Origin of the sequence: Pseudomonas boreofloridensis (assembly GCF_030580795.1) — a bacterium.
GTDB lineage: Bacteria > Pseudomonadota > Gammaproteobacteria > Pseudomonadales > Pseudomonadaceae > Aquipseudomonas > Aquipseudomonas boreofloridensis.
The window spans coordinates 303,009-315,321 of the sequence record NZ_JAUQOQ010000004.1 but is presented as its reverse complement, the minus strand read 5'-3'; the positions used below and the strand labels follow the sequence as shown (position 1 = coordinate 315,321).

Annotated in this window: 14 protein-coding genes; 6 read left to right on the top strand and 8 right to left on the bottom strand. The window is 64.8% G+C overall.

Translation table 11 applies throughout. From position 1 onward, the window contains the following. Window positions 1-86: 86 nt before the first annotated feature. The 3 genes from tatC to tatA are packed head-to-tail and all read right to left on the bottom strand — an operon-like array spanning window position 87 to window position 1,296. A complete protein-coding gene (gene tatC, locus Q6A47_RS07385; protein ID WP_304483755.1) occupies window positions 87-833 on the bottom strand; it encodes a twin-arginine translocase subunit TatC in 747 nt (248 codons plus the stop codon). Continuing rightward, on the bottom strand, window positions 830-1,093 hold the full coding sequence (tatB, locus tag Q6A47_RS07380; protein WP_304483753.1) for a Sec-independent protein translocase protein TatB: 264 nt from the start codon (window positions 1,091-1,093) through the stop codon (window positions 830-832). The genes tatC and tatB overlap by 4 nt, the downstream gene beginning before the upstream one ends. After that, window positions 1,093-1,296 (bottom strand): twin-arginine translocase TatA/TatE family subunit, encoded by a 204-nt coding sequence (tatA, locus tag Q6A47_RS07375; protein ID WP_029613804.1) that lies wholly within the window; start codon window positions 1,294-1,296, stop codon window positions 1,093-1,095. The genes tatB and tatA overlap by 1 nt, the downstream gene beginning before the upstream one ends. 133 nt (window positions 1,297-1,429) lie before the next feature. Here tatA and gspK point away from each other — a divergent pair, with 133 nt between their 5' ends. Beyond that, the gene (gspK, locus tag Q6A47_RS07370; protein WP_304483751.1) at window positions 1,430-2,395 is read left to right on the top strand and encodes a type II secretion system minor pseudopilin GspK; all 966 of its coding nucleotides are present in this window, start codon (window positions 1,430-1,432) and stop codon (window positions 2,393-2,395) included. Between the two features lie 16 nt (window positions 2,396-2,411). Here gspK and Q6A47_RS07365 read toward each other — a convergent pair whose 3' ends face one another. Beyond that, window positions 2,412-3,137: a phosphatase PAP2 family protein gene (locus Q6A47_RS07365; protein WP_039579757.1), complete on the bottom strand. Its 726-nt coding sequence runs from the start codon at window positions 3,135-3,137 to the stop codon at window positions 2,412-2,414. 188 nt (window positions 3,138-3,325) lie between these two features. On the opposite strand from Q6A47_RS07365, the gene colR reads away from it, so the two are divergent. From colR to Q6A47_RS07340, 5 genes are all read left to right on the top strand, one after another. Further along, window positions 3,326-4,009 carry a two-component system response regulator ColR gene (colR, locus tag Q6A47_RS07360; protein ID WP_039579755.1) on the top strand — a complete coding sequence of 228 codons (684 nt, stop codon included), beginning with the start codon at window positions 3,326-3,328 and terminating at the stop codon, window positions 4,007-4,009. Next, the gene (locus tag Q6A47_RS07355) at window positions 3,999-5,309 is read left to right on the top strand and encodes a sensor histidine kinase (protein WP_029613801.1); all 1,311 of its coding nucleotides are present in this window, start codon (window positions 3,999-4,001) and stop codon (window positions 5,307-5,309) included. The genes colR and Q6A47_RS07355 overlap by 11 nt, the downstream gene beginning before the upstream one ends. A 155-nt stretch (window positions 5,310-5,464) precedes the next feature. Further along, on the top strand, window positions 5,465-6,145 hold the full coding sequence (locus Q6A47_RS07350) for a class I SAM-dependent methyltransferase (protein WP_295485540.1): 681 nt from the start codon (window positions 5,465-5,467) through the stop codon (window positions 6,143-6,145). Between the two features lie 7 nt (window positions 6,146-6,152). Beyond that, window positions 6,153-6,851, top strand: a complete 699-nt coding sequence (locus tag Q6A47_RS07345; RefSeq protein ID WP_295485542.1) for a lipopolysaccharide kinase InaA family protein — start codon at window positions 6,153-6,155, stop codon at window positions 6,849-6,851. Beyond that, a complete protein-coding gene (locus Q6A47_RS07340) occupies window positions 6,851-7,081 on the top strand; it encodes a hypothetical protein (protein WP_029613799.1) in 231 nt (76 codons plus the stop codon). The genes Q6A47_RS07345 and Q6A47_RS07340 overlap by 1 nt, the downstream gene beginning before the upstream one ends. Before the next feature lie 97 nt (window positions 7,082-7,178). On the opposite strand, the gene Q6A47_RS07335 is transcribed toward Q6A47_RS07340, so the two are convergent. From Q6A47_RS07335 to Q6A47_RS07320, 4 genes are all read right to left on the bottom strand, one after another. After that, window positions 7,179-8,279 carry a DUF1513 domain-containing protein gene (locus Q6A47_RS07335; RefSeq protein WP_295485547.1) on the bottom strand — a complete coding sequence of 367 codons (1,101 nt, stop codon included), beginning with the start codon at window positions 8,277-8,279 and terminating at the stop codon, window positions 7,179-7,181. A 2-nt stretch (window positions 8,280-8,281) separates the two neighbouring features. After that, window positions 8,282-9,346, bottom strand: a complete 1,065-nt coding sequence (locus Q6A47_RS07330; protein WP_304483747.1) for an imelysin family protein — start codon at window positions 9,344-9,346, stop codon at window positions 8,282-8,284. 18 nt (window positions 9,347-9,364) lie between these two features. Next, window positions 9,365-10,789 carry a di-heme oxidoreductase family protein gene (locus Q6A47_RS07325; RefSeq protein ID WP_304483746.1) on the bottom strand — a complete coding sequence of 475 codons (1,425 nt, stop codon included), beginning with the start codon at window positions 10,787-10,789 and terminating at the stop codon, window positions 9,365-9,367. A gap of 187 nt (window positions 10,790-10,976) precedes the next feature. Next, window positions 10,977-12,311, bottom strand: coding sequence for an imelysin family protein (locus tag Q6A47_RS07320; protein WP_304483744.1), 1,335 nt, complete (start codon window positions 12,309-12,311; stop codon window positions 10,977-10,979). Window positions 12,312-12,313 lie beyond the last annotated feature (2 nt).

Sequence of the window (12,313 nt, the reverse complement as noted above, 5' to 3'; positions counted from 1 at the left end):
GTCGCGCTCGCGGTGACCCGCTGCAATCGACAAGCCCCGTCAGTCTTCTGCCGGGGCTTGTCGTTTTCTGCGGGTCAGTCGAACCCTTAGGCCCGGCTGCGTCTGGTCACGCCGACGCTTGCGCAGGCCAGCAGGCCCGCCTCGAACAGCAGCCACATCGGTACGGCCAGCAGGGTCTGGGAAAACACATCGGGCGGCGTCAGGATCATCCCGGCCACGAAGCACCCGACGATCACGTAAGGGCGACTGCGGCGCAGGCTGGCGACATCGGTCAGCCCCACCCAGACCACGATGAAGGTAGCCACCGGGATTTCGAATGCCAGGCCGAACGCCAGAAACAGCGCCAGGATGAAGTCCAGGTACTGGCCGATGTCGGTCATCATCGCCACCCCGTCCGGTGTCACGCTGGCGAAGAACGCGAACATCAGTGGAAACACCAGAAAGAACGCGAACGCCATGCCGCCGTAGAACAGCAGGATGCTCGACACCAGTAGCGGCACGGCAATGCGTCTTTCCCGCCGGTACAGACCCGGGGCGATGAAGCCCCAGACCTGATGCAGCAGCAGCGGCATGCTGATGAACACGGCGCACATCGCGGTCAGTTTGAACGGCGTGAGAAAGGGCGAGGTGACGCTGGTGGCGATCATGCTCGCGCCTTCGGGCAGGTAGCGCCGCAGGGGTTCGGAGACCAGGGTGTAGAGCGTCTGGGCGAAGGGGAACAGGGCGGCGAACACCAGCGCCAGGGCCAATAGCATGCGCAGCAGGCGCCGGCGCAGATCGCGCAGGTGCTCGGTCAGCGGCAGGGCCCTGTGTTCGGGCAGTACCAGGCTCATGGCGTGGGCTCCTTGGCCGGGGCCTCGGTCAGGCGCACGCCTTCACGGATCTCCTGTTCGAGCGCGCGCAGCGGCGCGCTGTCCAGTGTCGGCAGGTCGATCTCCCGCTCGACCTGGGCGCGCAACTGGTTCATTGCCCGGCGCGCCTGGCCTAGACCGCGACCGATGCTACGCAGCGCCACCGGCAATCGCTCGGGTCCGAGTACCAGCAGCGCAACGATGCCCACCAGCAGCAGCTCGCTGAAGCCGACCTCGAACATCAGCCCTGGCGTTCCGTCGACTGTTGCGCCTGAACCTGGGTGTCGGCTGCAGCTTTGCTGTCGCTCTCGCCGCCCATCGACTTGCGAAAGCCCTGGATGGCCTCGCCGACATCGCTGCCCAGGCCTTTTAGGCGCTTGGTGCCGAACAGCAGGAAGACGATCAACAGCACGATCACCAGTTGCCAGATGCCAATACCACCCATGTGCGAAAACTCCTTCAGGTCGCGAAAAGAGCGCCAATCCTGCCTGGCTCAGATGACGCTCAGGTGACGGCTGCCATCTCTCTGCAACACCCGCCCTGTTGACTGTCGGCTTCGATGAACGACGAGGCGCCCTGTGAACAGTGCCGAACGACAACGGGGCGTGGCCCTGCTGATGGTGATGCTGGCATTGGGCATGCTGGCGGCGGGTCTGGCCTGGCTGGTGGAGGAGGGACGGCGCCAGGTGGACGAAACTCGCTTGCTGCGCCAGCGCGTGCAGATCCGCGCCATGGAACAGGCGGGCCTGGCCTATGCCAGCCAGGCCTTGCGCGATCCAGCCTGGCGTGCCAGTCCGCTGTTCTGGCAGGCCCTGCGCGGTCAGGCGCTGAGCTATGATTTCGGTGCAGGCACGGCGCGCTTGCAGGTGCGCGACCAGCACAGTTGCTTCAATGTCAACGCGCTGCTCGGCGAGGATGCCGAGCGCGCCGAGCGGCAACTGCGGCGTCTGCTCGGTGATGACCTGGCGGCCGAGCGGCTGGTCGATGCCTTGGCCGACTGGCTGGACCCCGACAGCGACAGTCGCCTGCAAGGCGCCGAGAGTGCGCAGTACCTGCGTCAGCGCCCGCCGCGCCTGGCCGCCAACCAGCCCATGCTCGACACCAGTGAGCTCAACCTGCTGCTCGAGCCCGATGCGCTGCGCCAGGCGCGCTACCCGATGCTCTGCGCGCTGCCGCTGACCAGCGCTTGGCGGCTGAATGCCAACGCCCTCGACCTGCAACACCTGCCGTTGCTCGAAGCACTCTACGAAGGCCGCTTTTCACGCGCGCTGCTGAGCCGGATCGTCAGCAATCGTCCGCCTTCTGGGTATGTCGATGCTTCGGCGCTGCGTCAGGCGCTGGGGGCGGTGGACGACGAGACCTTCACCCGGCTCAGCGAAGGGTTGCTGCTCAACAGCGGGCATTTCCTGTTGCAGTTGTCCTTCGAGGAAGCGGGGCAGGTGGTGCGCAGCCAGTTCCAGGTGGAGGCGCTCGGCGTGGTGCAATGGCATGCCCGGGTGCCGGCGCAGCAGGTACGGGTCAGGGCGCGCGAGCCCCTGCCCTGAGTGAGTCGGCCCGGCCTCACGCCAACCGGCGTTCGGCCAGCGCGGCTTGCGTCGATCCACGGCGATACAGCAGCAGGTAGTAGCAGCCCAGGCCGATCAGCCAGCAGAACACCGCCGTCCAGACGTTGTGCGAGAGGAAATGCGCGCCCTGCATCATCCTGCCCAGTGACAGCACGATGCCCAGGCCTGCGGCCAGGCCGAATGCAGCGCGGGCCAGGCGTGGCTTGCGGTCGCGCAGCACGAAGAACAGGGCGAACAGGCTGAAACCGGTGGTGGCATGCCCGCCCGGCCAGCACAGGCCTGGCTTGTCGGTGGCCGGACGGGTTTCGAGCAGCTTGCTATAGGTTTCCTTGCCGCCGAATTCGGTGAGGCTCCATGGGCATTGCACGCCCGTCAATTGCTTGAGCGGGGTGACCATGCCGGTGGAGATGGCCAGCGCCAGCACCAGGCAACCCAACTCGCGGCGCCAACTGGAAAGGCCCGACCAGAGGAAGCTGAGGATCAACGCACCGACCGAGAGCAGTCCTACGCCGATCACTGCCTGCTTGACCCAGTCGTGCAGCACGGTCTCCAGGAAGTAGCTGCGCCGCCCGATGAATTGACCGGCTGAGGGATCGAACATCAGCTTGGCCAGGTCCATGTCCAGGGAGGTGAGTTCGAGCAACAGCAGCGCCACCGCGACCGCCAGCGGAACACCCAGGTACAGCCAGAGATTGATCGGACGGGGACGGGTGGGGTGCATGGCGGCTCCTGAGGCACGGGCTCGAGACAAAAGATCGGGCATTCTCGGGCTGTCGCTATGCTGGGTGCGTGAAGCTTGCGTGAAAAAAACGTCAGTTGCCTTGAATGTTCGTCAAGGCTGGCGATGCCTGGCCATTGGCCGTAAGCTGCGCCTGCCGCGCACAGCGAAGCGCCGCACAGGAGACCCCGATGCGCATTCTACTGGTTGAAGACAACCGCGATATCCTCGCCAACCTGGCCGACTACCTGGGCATGAAAGGCTACACCGTCGACTGCGCCCAGGACGGCCTGTCGGGCCTGCACCTGGCCGCCACCGAACACTACGACCTGATCGTGCTCGACATCATGCTGCCGGGCATCGATGGCTATACCCTGTGCAAGCGCCTGCGCGAAGACGCCCGCCGCGACACCCCGGTAATCATGCTCACCGCCCGCGACCAGTTGGACGACCGCCTGCAGGGCTTCCGTTCCGGGGCCGACGATTACCTGCTCAAACCGTTCGCCCTGTCCGAACTGTCGGCGCGCATCGAAGCGGTGCTGCGTCGCGCCCAGGGCGGCGGGCGGCGCACCTTGCAAGTGGCCGACCTGAGCTACGATCTGGACACCCTTGAGGTAACCCGGCAGGGCAAGCTGCTCAAACTCAACCCGGTGGGCCTGAAGCTGCTGGCGGTGCTCATGCAGAAAAGCCCGCACGTGCTGCGCCGCGAGGTGCTCGAAGAGGCCCTGTGGGGCGATGACTGCCCCGACAGCGACAGCCTGCGCAGCCATGTGCACCAGTTGCGCCAAGTGATCGACAAACCGTTCGAAAAGCCCCTGCTGCATACCGTCCATGGCGTCGGCTATCGCCTCGCCGAGGGTCGCGATGGAGTTTAAGCAAAGCCTTGCCCAGCGCATCATCATCGCCTTCGCGTTGATGAGCGCGCTAGTGGCCGGGGCGTTCGCCTTCGGCATCGTCGCCACCGTCCACCTGGTCGAAGAGCGGCTGATTTCCTCGGTGCTCGGTGGCGATCTGCAGCGCCTGCTGCGCATGGACAGTGTCAGCGACTGGAGCCATCGCCCGCGTCCGGACCAGTTGTTCTACTTCGACGGCGGGCGCGACGATTTCGAGTTGCCCAAGGACCTGCGCCATCTGGAAGCCGGCTTCCATGAGGTATTCCGCGACCAACTGTCCTACCACGCCATGGTCGAGGTGGTGGACGGCCGCCACTACGTCCTGCTGCAGGATCAGAGTGACTTCGAGGAGCGCGAACGGGTGCTGTTCGCCGTGGTGACCGTGGGCTTCGTGCTCAGCCTGGCGCTGGCGGCCTTCCTCGGCTGGCTGCTGGCGCGCCGGGTGATGGCGCCGGTGATCCGCCTGGCTCGCCAGGTGCGTCATCGCGATCAACTGCTCGGCCTGGCACCGCCGCTGGCACCGGACTACGCGGCCGATGAAGTCGGCCAATTGGCCGTGGCCTTCGACGACACCTTGGGTCGGCTGCGCGATGCGTTGACCCGCGAGCGCCTGTTCACCAGCGACGTCAGCCATGAGTTGCGCACCCCGCTGATGGTGCTGGCCACCTCGTGCGAGCTGCTAATGGAAAATCCAGGGTTGGACAGCCGGTCACGCAGCCAGGTGGAGCGCATCGCGCGGGCCACCGAGGAAATGCGCGAGCTGGTCAAGACCTTCCTGATGTTGGCGCGTGCCCAGCGCGACGAAGGGGCGGTGGCCTCGCGGGCGAGCCTGCGCGAGGTGGGCGACGACCTGATCGGTGTCTGGCGCGACACCATCGAGCAGAAAGGCCTGACGCTGTACTACGACGGTCGGGTCAGCGCCAGTGCGACCCTGTACAACGCCACCTTCCTGCAATCGGTGATGGGCAACCTGCTGCGCAATGCGGCGCACTACACCGACAGCGGCTATATCCGCCTGAGCCTGGAAGCCAATGGCTTTAGCGTCGAGGACAGCGGTGTGGGCATTCCGGAGGAACAGCGCGAGGCCATGTTCAAGCCCTTCGTACGCGGCGACGAGCGGCGTGGCGAAGGGCTCGGCCTGGGCCTTTCGCTGGTGCAGCGGATCTGCGATGACCAGGGCTGGCGGGTGACCCTCACCGCGACCTCGCCCCACGGCTGTCGCTTTCAGGTCGACCTCAGCCAGGGCAGCCCGGTGCTCCAAGAGCAAGAGCCGGCCCAGTAGCAGCGCGGGGCTGTTCAAGCCCCGCTGATCTCATACCCTCTTCTACATATCTCGTAAGACCTATCTCCTTGGTGTGACAGATTTTTCACACGGTCATGACCTGATGCCGACGCTTGCCCGCCTAAGGTGGCCGGCGTCGATTCAGGAGACCGTCCATGCGTAGCCCTATCAAACTCGCGTTTTCCGAAAAGTACGACCAGCAACACGCGCGGGAGTACTTGCTCAAGCACCAGGAAGGCCTGGCCCGGCGGCTGTCCCACGCGCGCGACGAGCAACTCGCCCGGCGCGCCCTGACGCTGGCCGGTGAACCGGGTCTGGTGCTCGATTTGCCGTGCGGTGCCGGCCGCTTCTGGCCGTTGCTGGCGGAAAAGCCCAACCGCGTGATCATTGGCGCCGACAACTCGGCGGCGATGATCGAGACAGCCTGTGCCGCGCAATCGCCAGAGGTAGTGGCGCGGGTACGACCTTTGCAGACTTCCGCCTTTGCCATCGATTTGCCTGACAACGCGGTTGACAGCATCTTTTGTATGCGTCTGCTGCACCACATCGGCGATCCTGCTCACCGCAAGCAGATTCTTTCTGAATTTCAGAGGGTTAGTCGCGACAGCGTGATACTTTCGCTGTGGGTGGATGGCAACTTCAAAGCTTGGCGCCGGCAGAAGCTCGAGGCACGCCGCCGCGCCAAGGTGGAGCAGGACAGTTACCAGAATCGCTTTGTGTTACCTGCTGCTACGGTTGAGCAGGAATTTGTTTCGGCAGGCTTCAGGATTCAGGAACGACTGGACTTCCTCCCGTTCTATGCCATGTGGCGAGTTTACGTATTACGCAAGGGGTAACGGTTTCATGGCAACAGTTCGGGATCAGACGTCGCGGTTCGACTATTACTGGCAGCAGCAGGGCGAGTGGGTCGAAGCGCCTAACCAGCGCCGCGGTGGCGAAAGCGGCGTCCAGCGTCTGGACGATGGCAGCGGTCACCTGCTCTACGCCAAGCGTCAGGTAGGGCATATCTATCGCAGCCTGTTGCACCCGTTCGGCCGTCCGACGGTGTTGCGCGAGCTGGATGCGCTCACCAGTTTCGAACAACTGGGGGTACGTGTTCCGCGCATCGTGTTCGCCGGTGCCGAGCGCGACGCCGACCAGCAATGGCGTGCGCTGTTGGTCAGCGAGGCGCTGGACGGGTTCGTCGACCTGGATACGTGGCATGCCGAGGGCGCCCGTGAGCGTTACCCGCAGGTGCTGCACGAGCGCATGCTCGAAGAACTGGCGGCTAATCTGGCGCGCATGCACCTGGGGCATTGGCAACACGGCTGCCTGTACGGCAAGCATGTTTTTGTAAAGGTGATCGGCGAGGATGATCAGATGCGCGCTGAAGTGGCGTTGCTGGATCTGGAAAAATGCCGTCGACGCATCAGTTGCCAGCGTGCTGCCTACAATGACTTGCGCCAGCTTCGGCGCCATTCGTCGCTGAACTCGGCAGAATTTGAAACTCTGCTCTACTTTTATCAGAGTGCGTTTGGCAGCGCTGTCAAAGGGTTAGGGTAATGAAACTAGAAATAGCTCGAGCTTTGTTCCTGGTAGGGGCGTTGGGTGTGACCACCGTCGCTGCTGCCTCTTGGGGCGAAGCGCGGCCCACGGTGTTCAGCAAGAGCGATGCTGCCGGCCAGTGCGCGTTGCCGCGTGTGGCCAAGGCGGAGCAGGGGCAGGCGAAACCGGATAATGATCTATTGCTGTTTCTGTTCGGCATGCGCCAAGGCTTGAGGCCGTTTGGCTGACGCCTGGATTTTCCAGCACTTCAGGGCCGCTTCGCGGCCCTTTGCGTTTTTGCCGAAAAACATGCTGTCTCAGCAACGTGGCCCGGGCAGGCCTGGATCATCCCACCAGATGCAGGTGGTTATCCCACAATCCTGAAGGCAGATTCAGCGGCTGACCCACCAGCTCGCGCTGTCGGCAGTCGTAGAACCGGCAACGCCCTTGCCCGGAGGTCACCACAAAACCGTCTGCGACAGCGCCAACGCCGGCACAGTCAGGCATCGGCGCATCGAGTTTCACCGCGCCGCTGTCCATGTCCCAGATGAACAGTCGATTGGCCCGCGGCGCGGTCAGCGCTACCAGGCGAAGGTCGCTGTGCACCGCGACGCTGGCGGTGTACTGGGCCATCGACTGCAACTGCCGATCCGCTACCGGAAACGCTTGGAACGGCTGACCGGGGCGCTTGATCGCCAGTAGCTCGGCGGTCTCCTCGGCACCGCCCATGAACTGCTGGCAGGCCAGGATGGTGCCGTCGGTGCCCACCGCCAAATGGCGCACGCTGTTCATCTGCTGGGTCAGGGTTTCCTGGCTCAGCAGCGTGCCGTCGCGTTGCATCAGCACCAGGCTCGGTTCCATGGCATCGAGGTTCATTTCCACCCGGCTTTCGGCCTCGGTGCGAATGCCGCCGTTGGCCACCACCAGGGTTTCGCCGTCGGGCATCCAGGCCACCTCGTGAGGGCCAATACCGTGGGTGGACAGTTCACCCGTGTACACCAGACGCTCGCCCTCGAACCGGTACACCCCCAGCACGCCACGTCCAGGATCGCGGGTGTCATTCTCGGTGGTGTACAGCCATTGGCCGTCCTTGTGGATGACCGCGTGGCCATAGAAATGCCGGTTCGGCTGCGAGGCGAGGGTTTGCAGCAGGCGTCCGTCGCGCAGGTCGATCAGGTAGCTCTCGGTGCCGGGACGGCGGGCCACGAACAGCGCGATCGGCTGTTCGGGGTGATGGATGATGGCATGGCAACGCTGGGCCACTTGGGTGGCGAACACTTGAGTGCCGTCGAGGCGATAGGCCACGGCATAGTGGCCGCCCTCGGCATCGTCGCGCGCCGACAACAACAGCGGCTCGCTGCCCTTGTTGCGCATCAGCGTCCAGCCGCCGAGCGTCAGGGCGCTGAGCAGTACGCTACCGAGTTTGAGGGCCTGGCGTCGCAGCATGATCAGTCACCGTCGTTGGCATTGAAGCCCAGCTGAATGTTCAACGCCTTGGCCAATTCGCCTTCGTGCAGGCGGTGGACAACGTTGAGGCTGTCGTAGATCTGGTTGAGGGTTTGCTTGCCGGTATCGTCGGCGAGCAGTTCGCCCAAGGTCTTTTGATTGTCGGCCAGCAGCTTGGCGGAAGTGGCGTAGGCATCGTCGATCTTTTGTGACAGCGCGCTCTGGTCCTTGCCCAACAGTCCGCGCAGGCCCTTGTTGTCGACGCCGGTCCAGACCGTTTCAGCCGCCTTGAGCGACGCTTCCAAGCTCTTGAGCGAGGAATGGCTGCGCCAGGCCTCGGCTTGCAGTGGCTGGACGATACCTTTGCTCTGGCGACCCATGGGGGCACCGAGTTTCTTCTTCAGCGTGTCCAGTGCGGTGACCTGGGCCCGCAGCAAATCGGCGATGGCCTCGTGGGAATCGGCGTAGCGCTGGTTGGGGAACTTGGTCATCTGCGAGAGCATGCCGTCGGTGCTGTTCCAGCTCTTGAGGATCTCCTCGGCCAGGGCTTTCTGGTGCTCGGCGATGGCCACCAGCAGCGGGCAGTAGCGCGCCTTCTGCTCGGCGCTGGCGATGTCCGGCTTGCTGTCGAAGAGAATGTACTCGTAGGCCGACAGGCCACGCACCACCACGCTGGCTTTGCTCAGCGCCTGGGCATCGACCGGCGTGTCGCCAGCCACCAGTTGCTCGACCTGGCGACCGACCAGGTTCTTCTTGTCTGGCCAGAATTGCACCTGCCAGGCGCGGTTGCCTTCGGCCAGCGGTCCGACCAGCAGCGGCTGCAGTTCAGCCCAGGCTTTCTGCGCGTTGAGGAAGTCGGCGCGGGCGCTGTCCAGGCTCTCTTTGCCTTCGCAGTAGGCCAGCGCGCTGGCGGCCAGCTGACGGTCGGCTTCGACCCAGCGGCTGTAGGTGGGCAGGATGACCTGCTGGGCGATGGCGGCCGAGGTGACGGCTTGCGGATCCTGCGGCGAGCAGGCGCCCAGGGCGATGGCGGCGAGGCTGGTGAACAACAGTTTGGGTCGGAACATGCCCGGCTCCTTGCGCGATTACAGTGAGTTCAGGAACGCCAGCAGCGCGGCGCGCTGCTCGGCATCGAAGGTCAGTACGTGACGGCGTGCGGCCTCGGCTTCGCCACCGTGCCAGAGCACAGCTTCGAGCAGGTTGCGCGCGCGGCCGTCATGCAGGAACTGGGTGTGGCCGCTGACGGTTTCGCTCAGGCCGATGCCCCACAGCGGCGGGGTGCGCCAGTCCTGACCACCGGCAGCGAACTCGCTGCGGTTGTCGGCCAGGCCCGGCCCCATGTCGTGCAGCAGCAGGTCGCTGTAGGGGCGAATCAGCTGATTGGCCAACTCCGGCTCGCTGTCGCTGCCGGTGGTGAATTGCGGGGTGTGGCAGCCTTGGCAGCCCGCTTGGAAGAACAAGGTCTTGCCGGCCAGGACCTGGGGTGCGTCGACCTTGCGCCGCGCGGGCACGGCGAGGTTGCGGGTGTAGAAGGTGAGCAGCCGCAGGATATTGTCGCTGACTTCCTTCTCGCCGTTCTGGCCGTCACCGTTGGGCGCGGCCAGGCACTCGACCTGCGCTGCTGTGCAGTCGTCCTCGGGCTTGAGGGTGCTGGTCAGGCCCATGTCGCCGGCCAAGGCGTGCACGTTCTGCTGGTTGACGTTCGGTTGCCCGGCCTTCCAGCCGAAGCGGCCGACCACGGTCTTGCCCTGGGCGTCGTCCCAGACCCGGTTGGCGCGGCCACGAATGCCGTCGCCGTTGCGGTCCTGCGGGTCTTCGTTGGCCAGGATCGCGGCTTCGGGAATGGCTTCGAGCAGGCCGAGGCCGATCATCGGCGGCGCGATGCGCGCGGAGAAACGGGTGTCGGGGTGCATCGGGCCGTACCCGAGCTGGGTGATCTGCAGGCGCGGGCGGCGTAATTCGACCTGATAGCCATCCTCGAAAGTGACCGGCTCGACGCTGTAGTCCACCCGCACCTTGGCCTCGGGGCGCACGCCGGGAATGGCCATGTCCTGCAATTGAGTGCCGTAGACCGGCTCGGGCACCACGCCCAGGCGCTGGATTTCCTTGACGTAGGCGGGTTGGTCAGGAATCGACACGCGCACCAGCATCGACACGGCATTGTTCGAATCGGCCTCGGGCGGGTGCCCGCGACCGTCGCGCACATGGCAGTTCTGGCAGGCGTTGGTGTTGAACAGCGGGCCCAGGCCGTCGCGTGCGGTGGTGGTGGACGGTGCGATGACCCAGGGATTGCGGAAGAAGCTGTTGCCGACGCTGAAATCCAGGCGCCGCTCGGGCGTGAGATTGGCCGATGGCATGGAATAGGCATTGCGGTCGCTGCGCAGCACCGTCGCCTGGCCGCCGGACAGGGCTTCGCCGGGCTCGGCCTGGGTGAAACGCGGGGCGTCGTCACAGGCGGCCAGGACGCTAGCCAGCAGCAAGAGGGGCAGTCGGGACAGCGGCGAGGACATCGACAATCCTGAGCATGAGCGAAAAACCGGCGGCAAGCTTAGCAAAACGGGGATGTTTGAATAAGAGCAATTTGCAACTACCGGGTGAAAAGCCTGCGGCCAGTGCACAGGACCAGGATCGCCCGCCACGCCTGCTCCATGAAAAAGGGCGACCCGAAGGCCGCCCCTTTCAGTCACCTTGCCCGAATCAGAACTCGTGGTCTGCGGTATCCGGATTCAGGTTGTCGATGCCCAGCTTGCCGGCGGCCTGCTCGATGGCGCCGGTCTGCTTGACCAGGGCGGCGATGGCGTCGCGCACGATCTGATTGCCGGCGGCATTGTCGGCAGCGATCAGTTGGTCGTAGTGCTCGCCCTTGAGCGCGTGGTCGACGATCACCTGGATCTTCGCCTCGGTGTCCTGCAAGTCGGCCTTGAGCGTGGCGTCGGTGGCCGGGTCGATCTTGGCCACCAGCGACGACAGGCTCGGGCCGCTGACCTTGGAGCCGTCGGGACGGGTGTACTCGCCCAGATAGACGTTGCGGATGCCCTTGGCGTCGTAGAAGTGCGACCAGTGGGTGTTGTCGCTGAAGCAGTCGTGCTCGTCTTCAGGCGAGTTGGCTTCCAGCGAGACTTTCATGCGCTCGCCCGCCAGTTCGCCCAGCGACAGGCTGCCCATGCCGAACAGCATCTTGCGCAGGCCGTCCTTGACCGGCTCGGCTTCCAGCGAGGCGCGGTAGTTGTCGGCGACGTTCGGTGCCCAGTTGTCGACCATCTCCTGCAGGTCGCTGACCAGCAGATCGGTCACCGCCTTGAGGTAGGCGCGGCGACGGTCGTTGTGACCACCGGTGGCGCCTGGGCCTTCCAGGTAGTCCGACGCTGGACGGTTGCCGGCGCCAGGGCCGGTGCCATTGAGGTCCTGGCCCCAGAGCAGGAATTCGATGGCGTGGTAACCGGTGGCGACGTTGGCCTCCGAACCGCCGAGCTCGTTCAGACTGGCGAGCTTCTCGGGGGTGATGTCCTTGACGTCGATCTTGTCTTCGCCCACCTGGATTTCCGGGTTGGCGATGATGTTGGCGTTGGCTGCCGGGTTGCCCAGGGCGTGCTCGTAGCTCTTGTCGACGTAGTCGATCAAGCCTTCGTCCAGTGGCCAGGCGTTCACCTGACCTTCCCAGTCGTCGATGATGGTGTTGCCGAAGCGGAAGGCCTCGCTTTGCAGGTACGGAACGCGTGAATCGACCCAGGCCTGCTTGGCGGCCTTGAGGGTGTCGTCGCTGGGTTGGGCGAGGAATGCGTCGATGGCGGTTTGCAGGTGCTTGGCGGTGCTCAGCGAGTCGCTGTAGACCGCGTGGACCATGTCGGCATACTGCTTGACCACGGCCTTGGCCGCTGCCTCGTCGACCGCTGCCGGCGCGCTGGCAGCGGTGCTGGCAGCCGGTGCCTGGGCTTGCGGGGCGGCAGCCTTGTCGTCCTTGCCTTCGCCGCAACCGGCGAGAGCGATGGCGATGGCCAGCAGACTGGCGGAGGCCAGAGGCATTCGAATCATTG

Bases quoted from the DNA above. Each gene is read 5' to 3' on its own strand.
- tatC (WP_304483755.1), bottom strand. From the start codon at position 833: ATGAGCCTGGTACTGCCCGAACACAGGGCCCTGCCGCTGACCGAGCAC.
- tatB (WP_304483753.1), bottom strand. From the start codon at position 1,093: ATGTTCGAGGTCGGCTTCAGCGAGCTGCTGCTGGTGGGCATCGTTGCG.
- tatA (WP_029613804.1), bottom strand. From the start codon at position 1,296: ATGGGTGGTATTGGCATCTGGCAACTGGTGATCGTGCTGTTGATCGTC.
- Q6A47_RS07365 (WP_039579757.1), bottom strand. From the start codon at position 3,137: ATGCACCCCACCCGTCCCCGTCCGATCAATCTCTGGCTGTACCTGGGT.
- colR (WP_039579755.1), top strand. From the start codon at position 3,326: ATGCGCATTCTACTGGTTGAAGACAACCGCGATATCCTCGCCAACCTG.
- Q6A47_RS07355 (WP_029613801.1), top strand. From the start codon at position 3,999: ATGGAGTTTAAGCAAAGCCTTGCCCAGCGCATCATCATCGCCTTCGCG.
- Q6A47_RS07350 (WP_295485540.1), top strand. From the start codon at position 5,465: ATGCGTAGCCCTATCAAACTCGCGTTTTCCGAAAAGTACGACCAGCAA.
- Q6A47_RS07345 (WP_295485542.1), top strand. From the start codon at position 6,153: ATGGCAACAGTTCGGGATCAGACGTCGCGGTTCGACTATTACTGGCAG.
- Q6A47_RS07340 (WP_029613799.1), top strand. From the start codon at position 6,851: ATGAAACTAGAAATAGCTCGAGCTTTGTTCCTGGTAGGGGCGTTGGGT.
- Q6A47_RS07335 (WP_295485547.1), bottom strand. From the start codon at position 8,279: ATGCTGCGACGCCAGGCCCTCAAACTCGGTAGCGTACTGCTCAGCGCC.
- Q6A47_RS07330 (WP_304483747.1), bottom strand. From the start codon at position 9,346: ATGTTCCGACCCAAACTGTTGTTCACCAGCCTCGCCGCCATCGCCCTG.
- Q6A47_RS07325 (WP_304483746.1), bottom strand. From the start codon at position 10,789: ATGTCCTCGCCGCTGTCCCGACTGCCCCTCTTGCTGCTGGCTAGCGTC.
- Q6A47_RS07320 (WP_304483744.1), bottom strand. From the start codon at position 12,311: ATGATTCGAATGCCTCTGGCCTCCGCCAGTCTGCTGGCCATCGCCATC.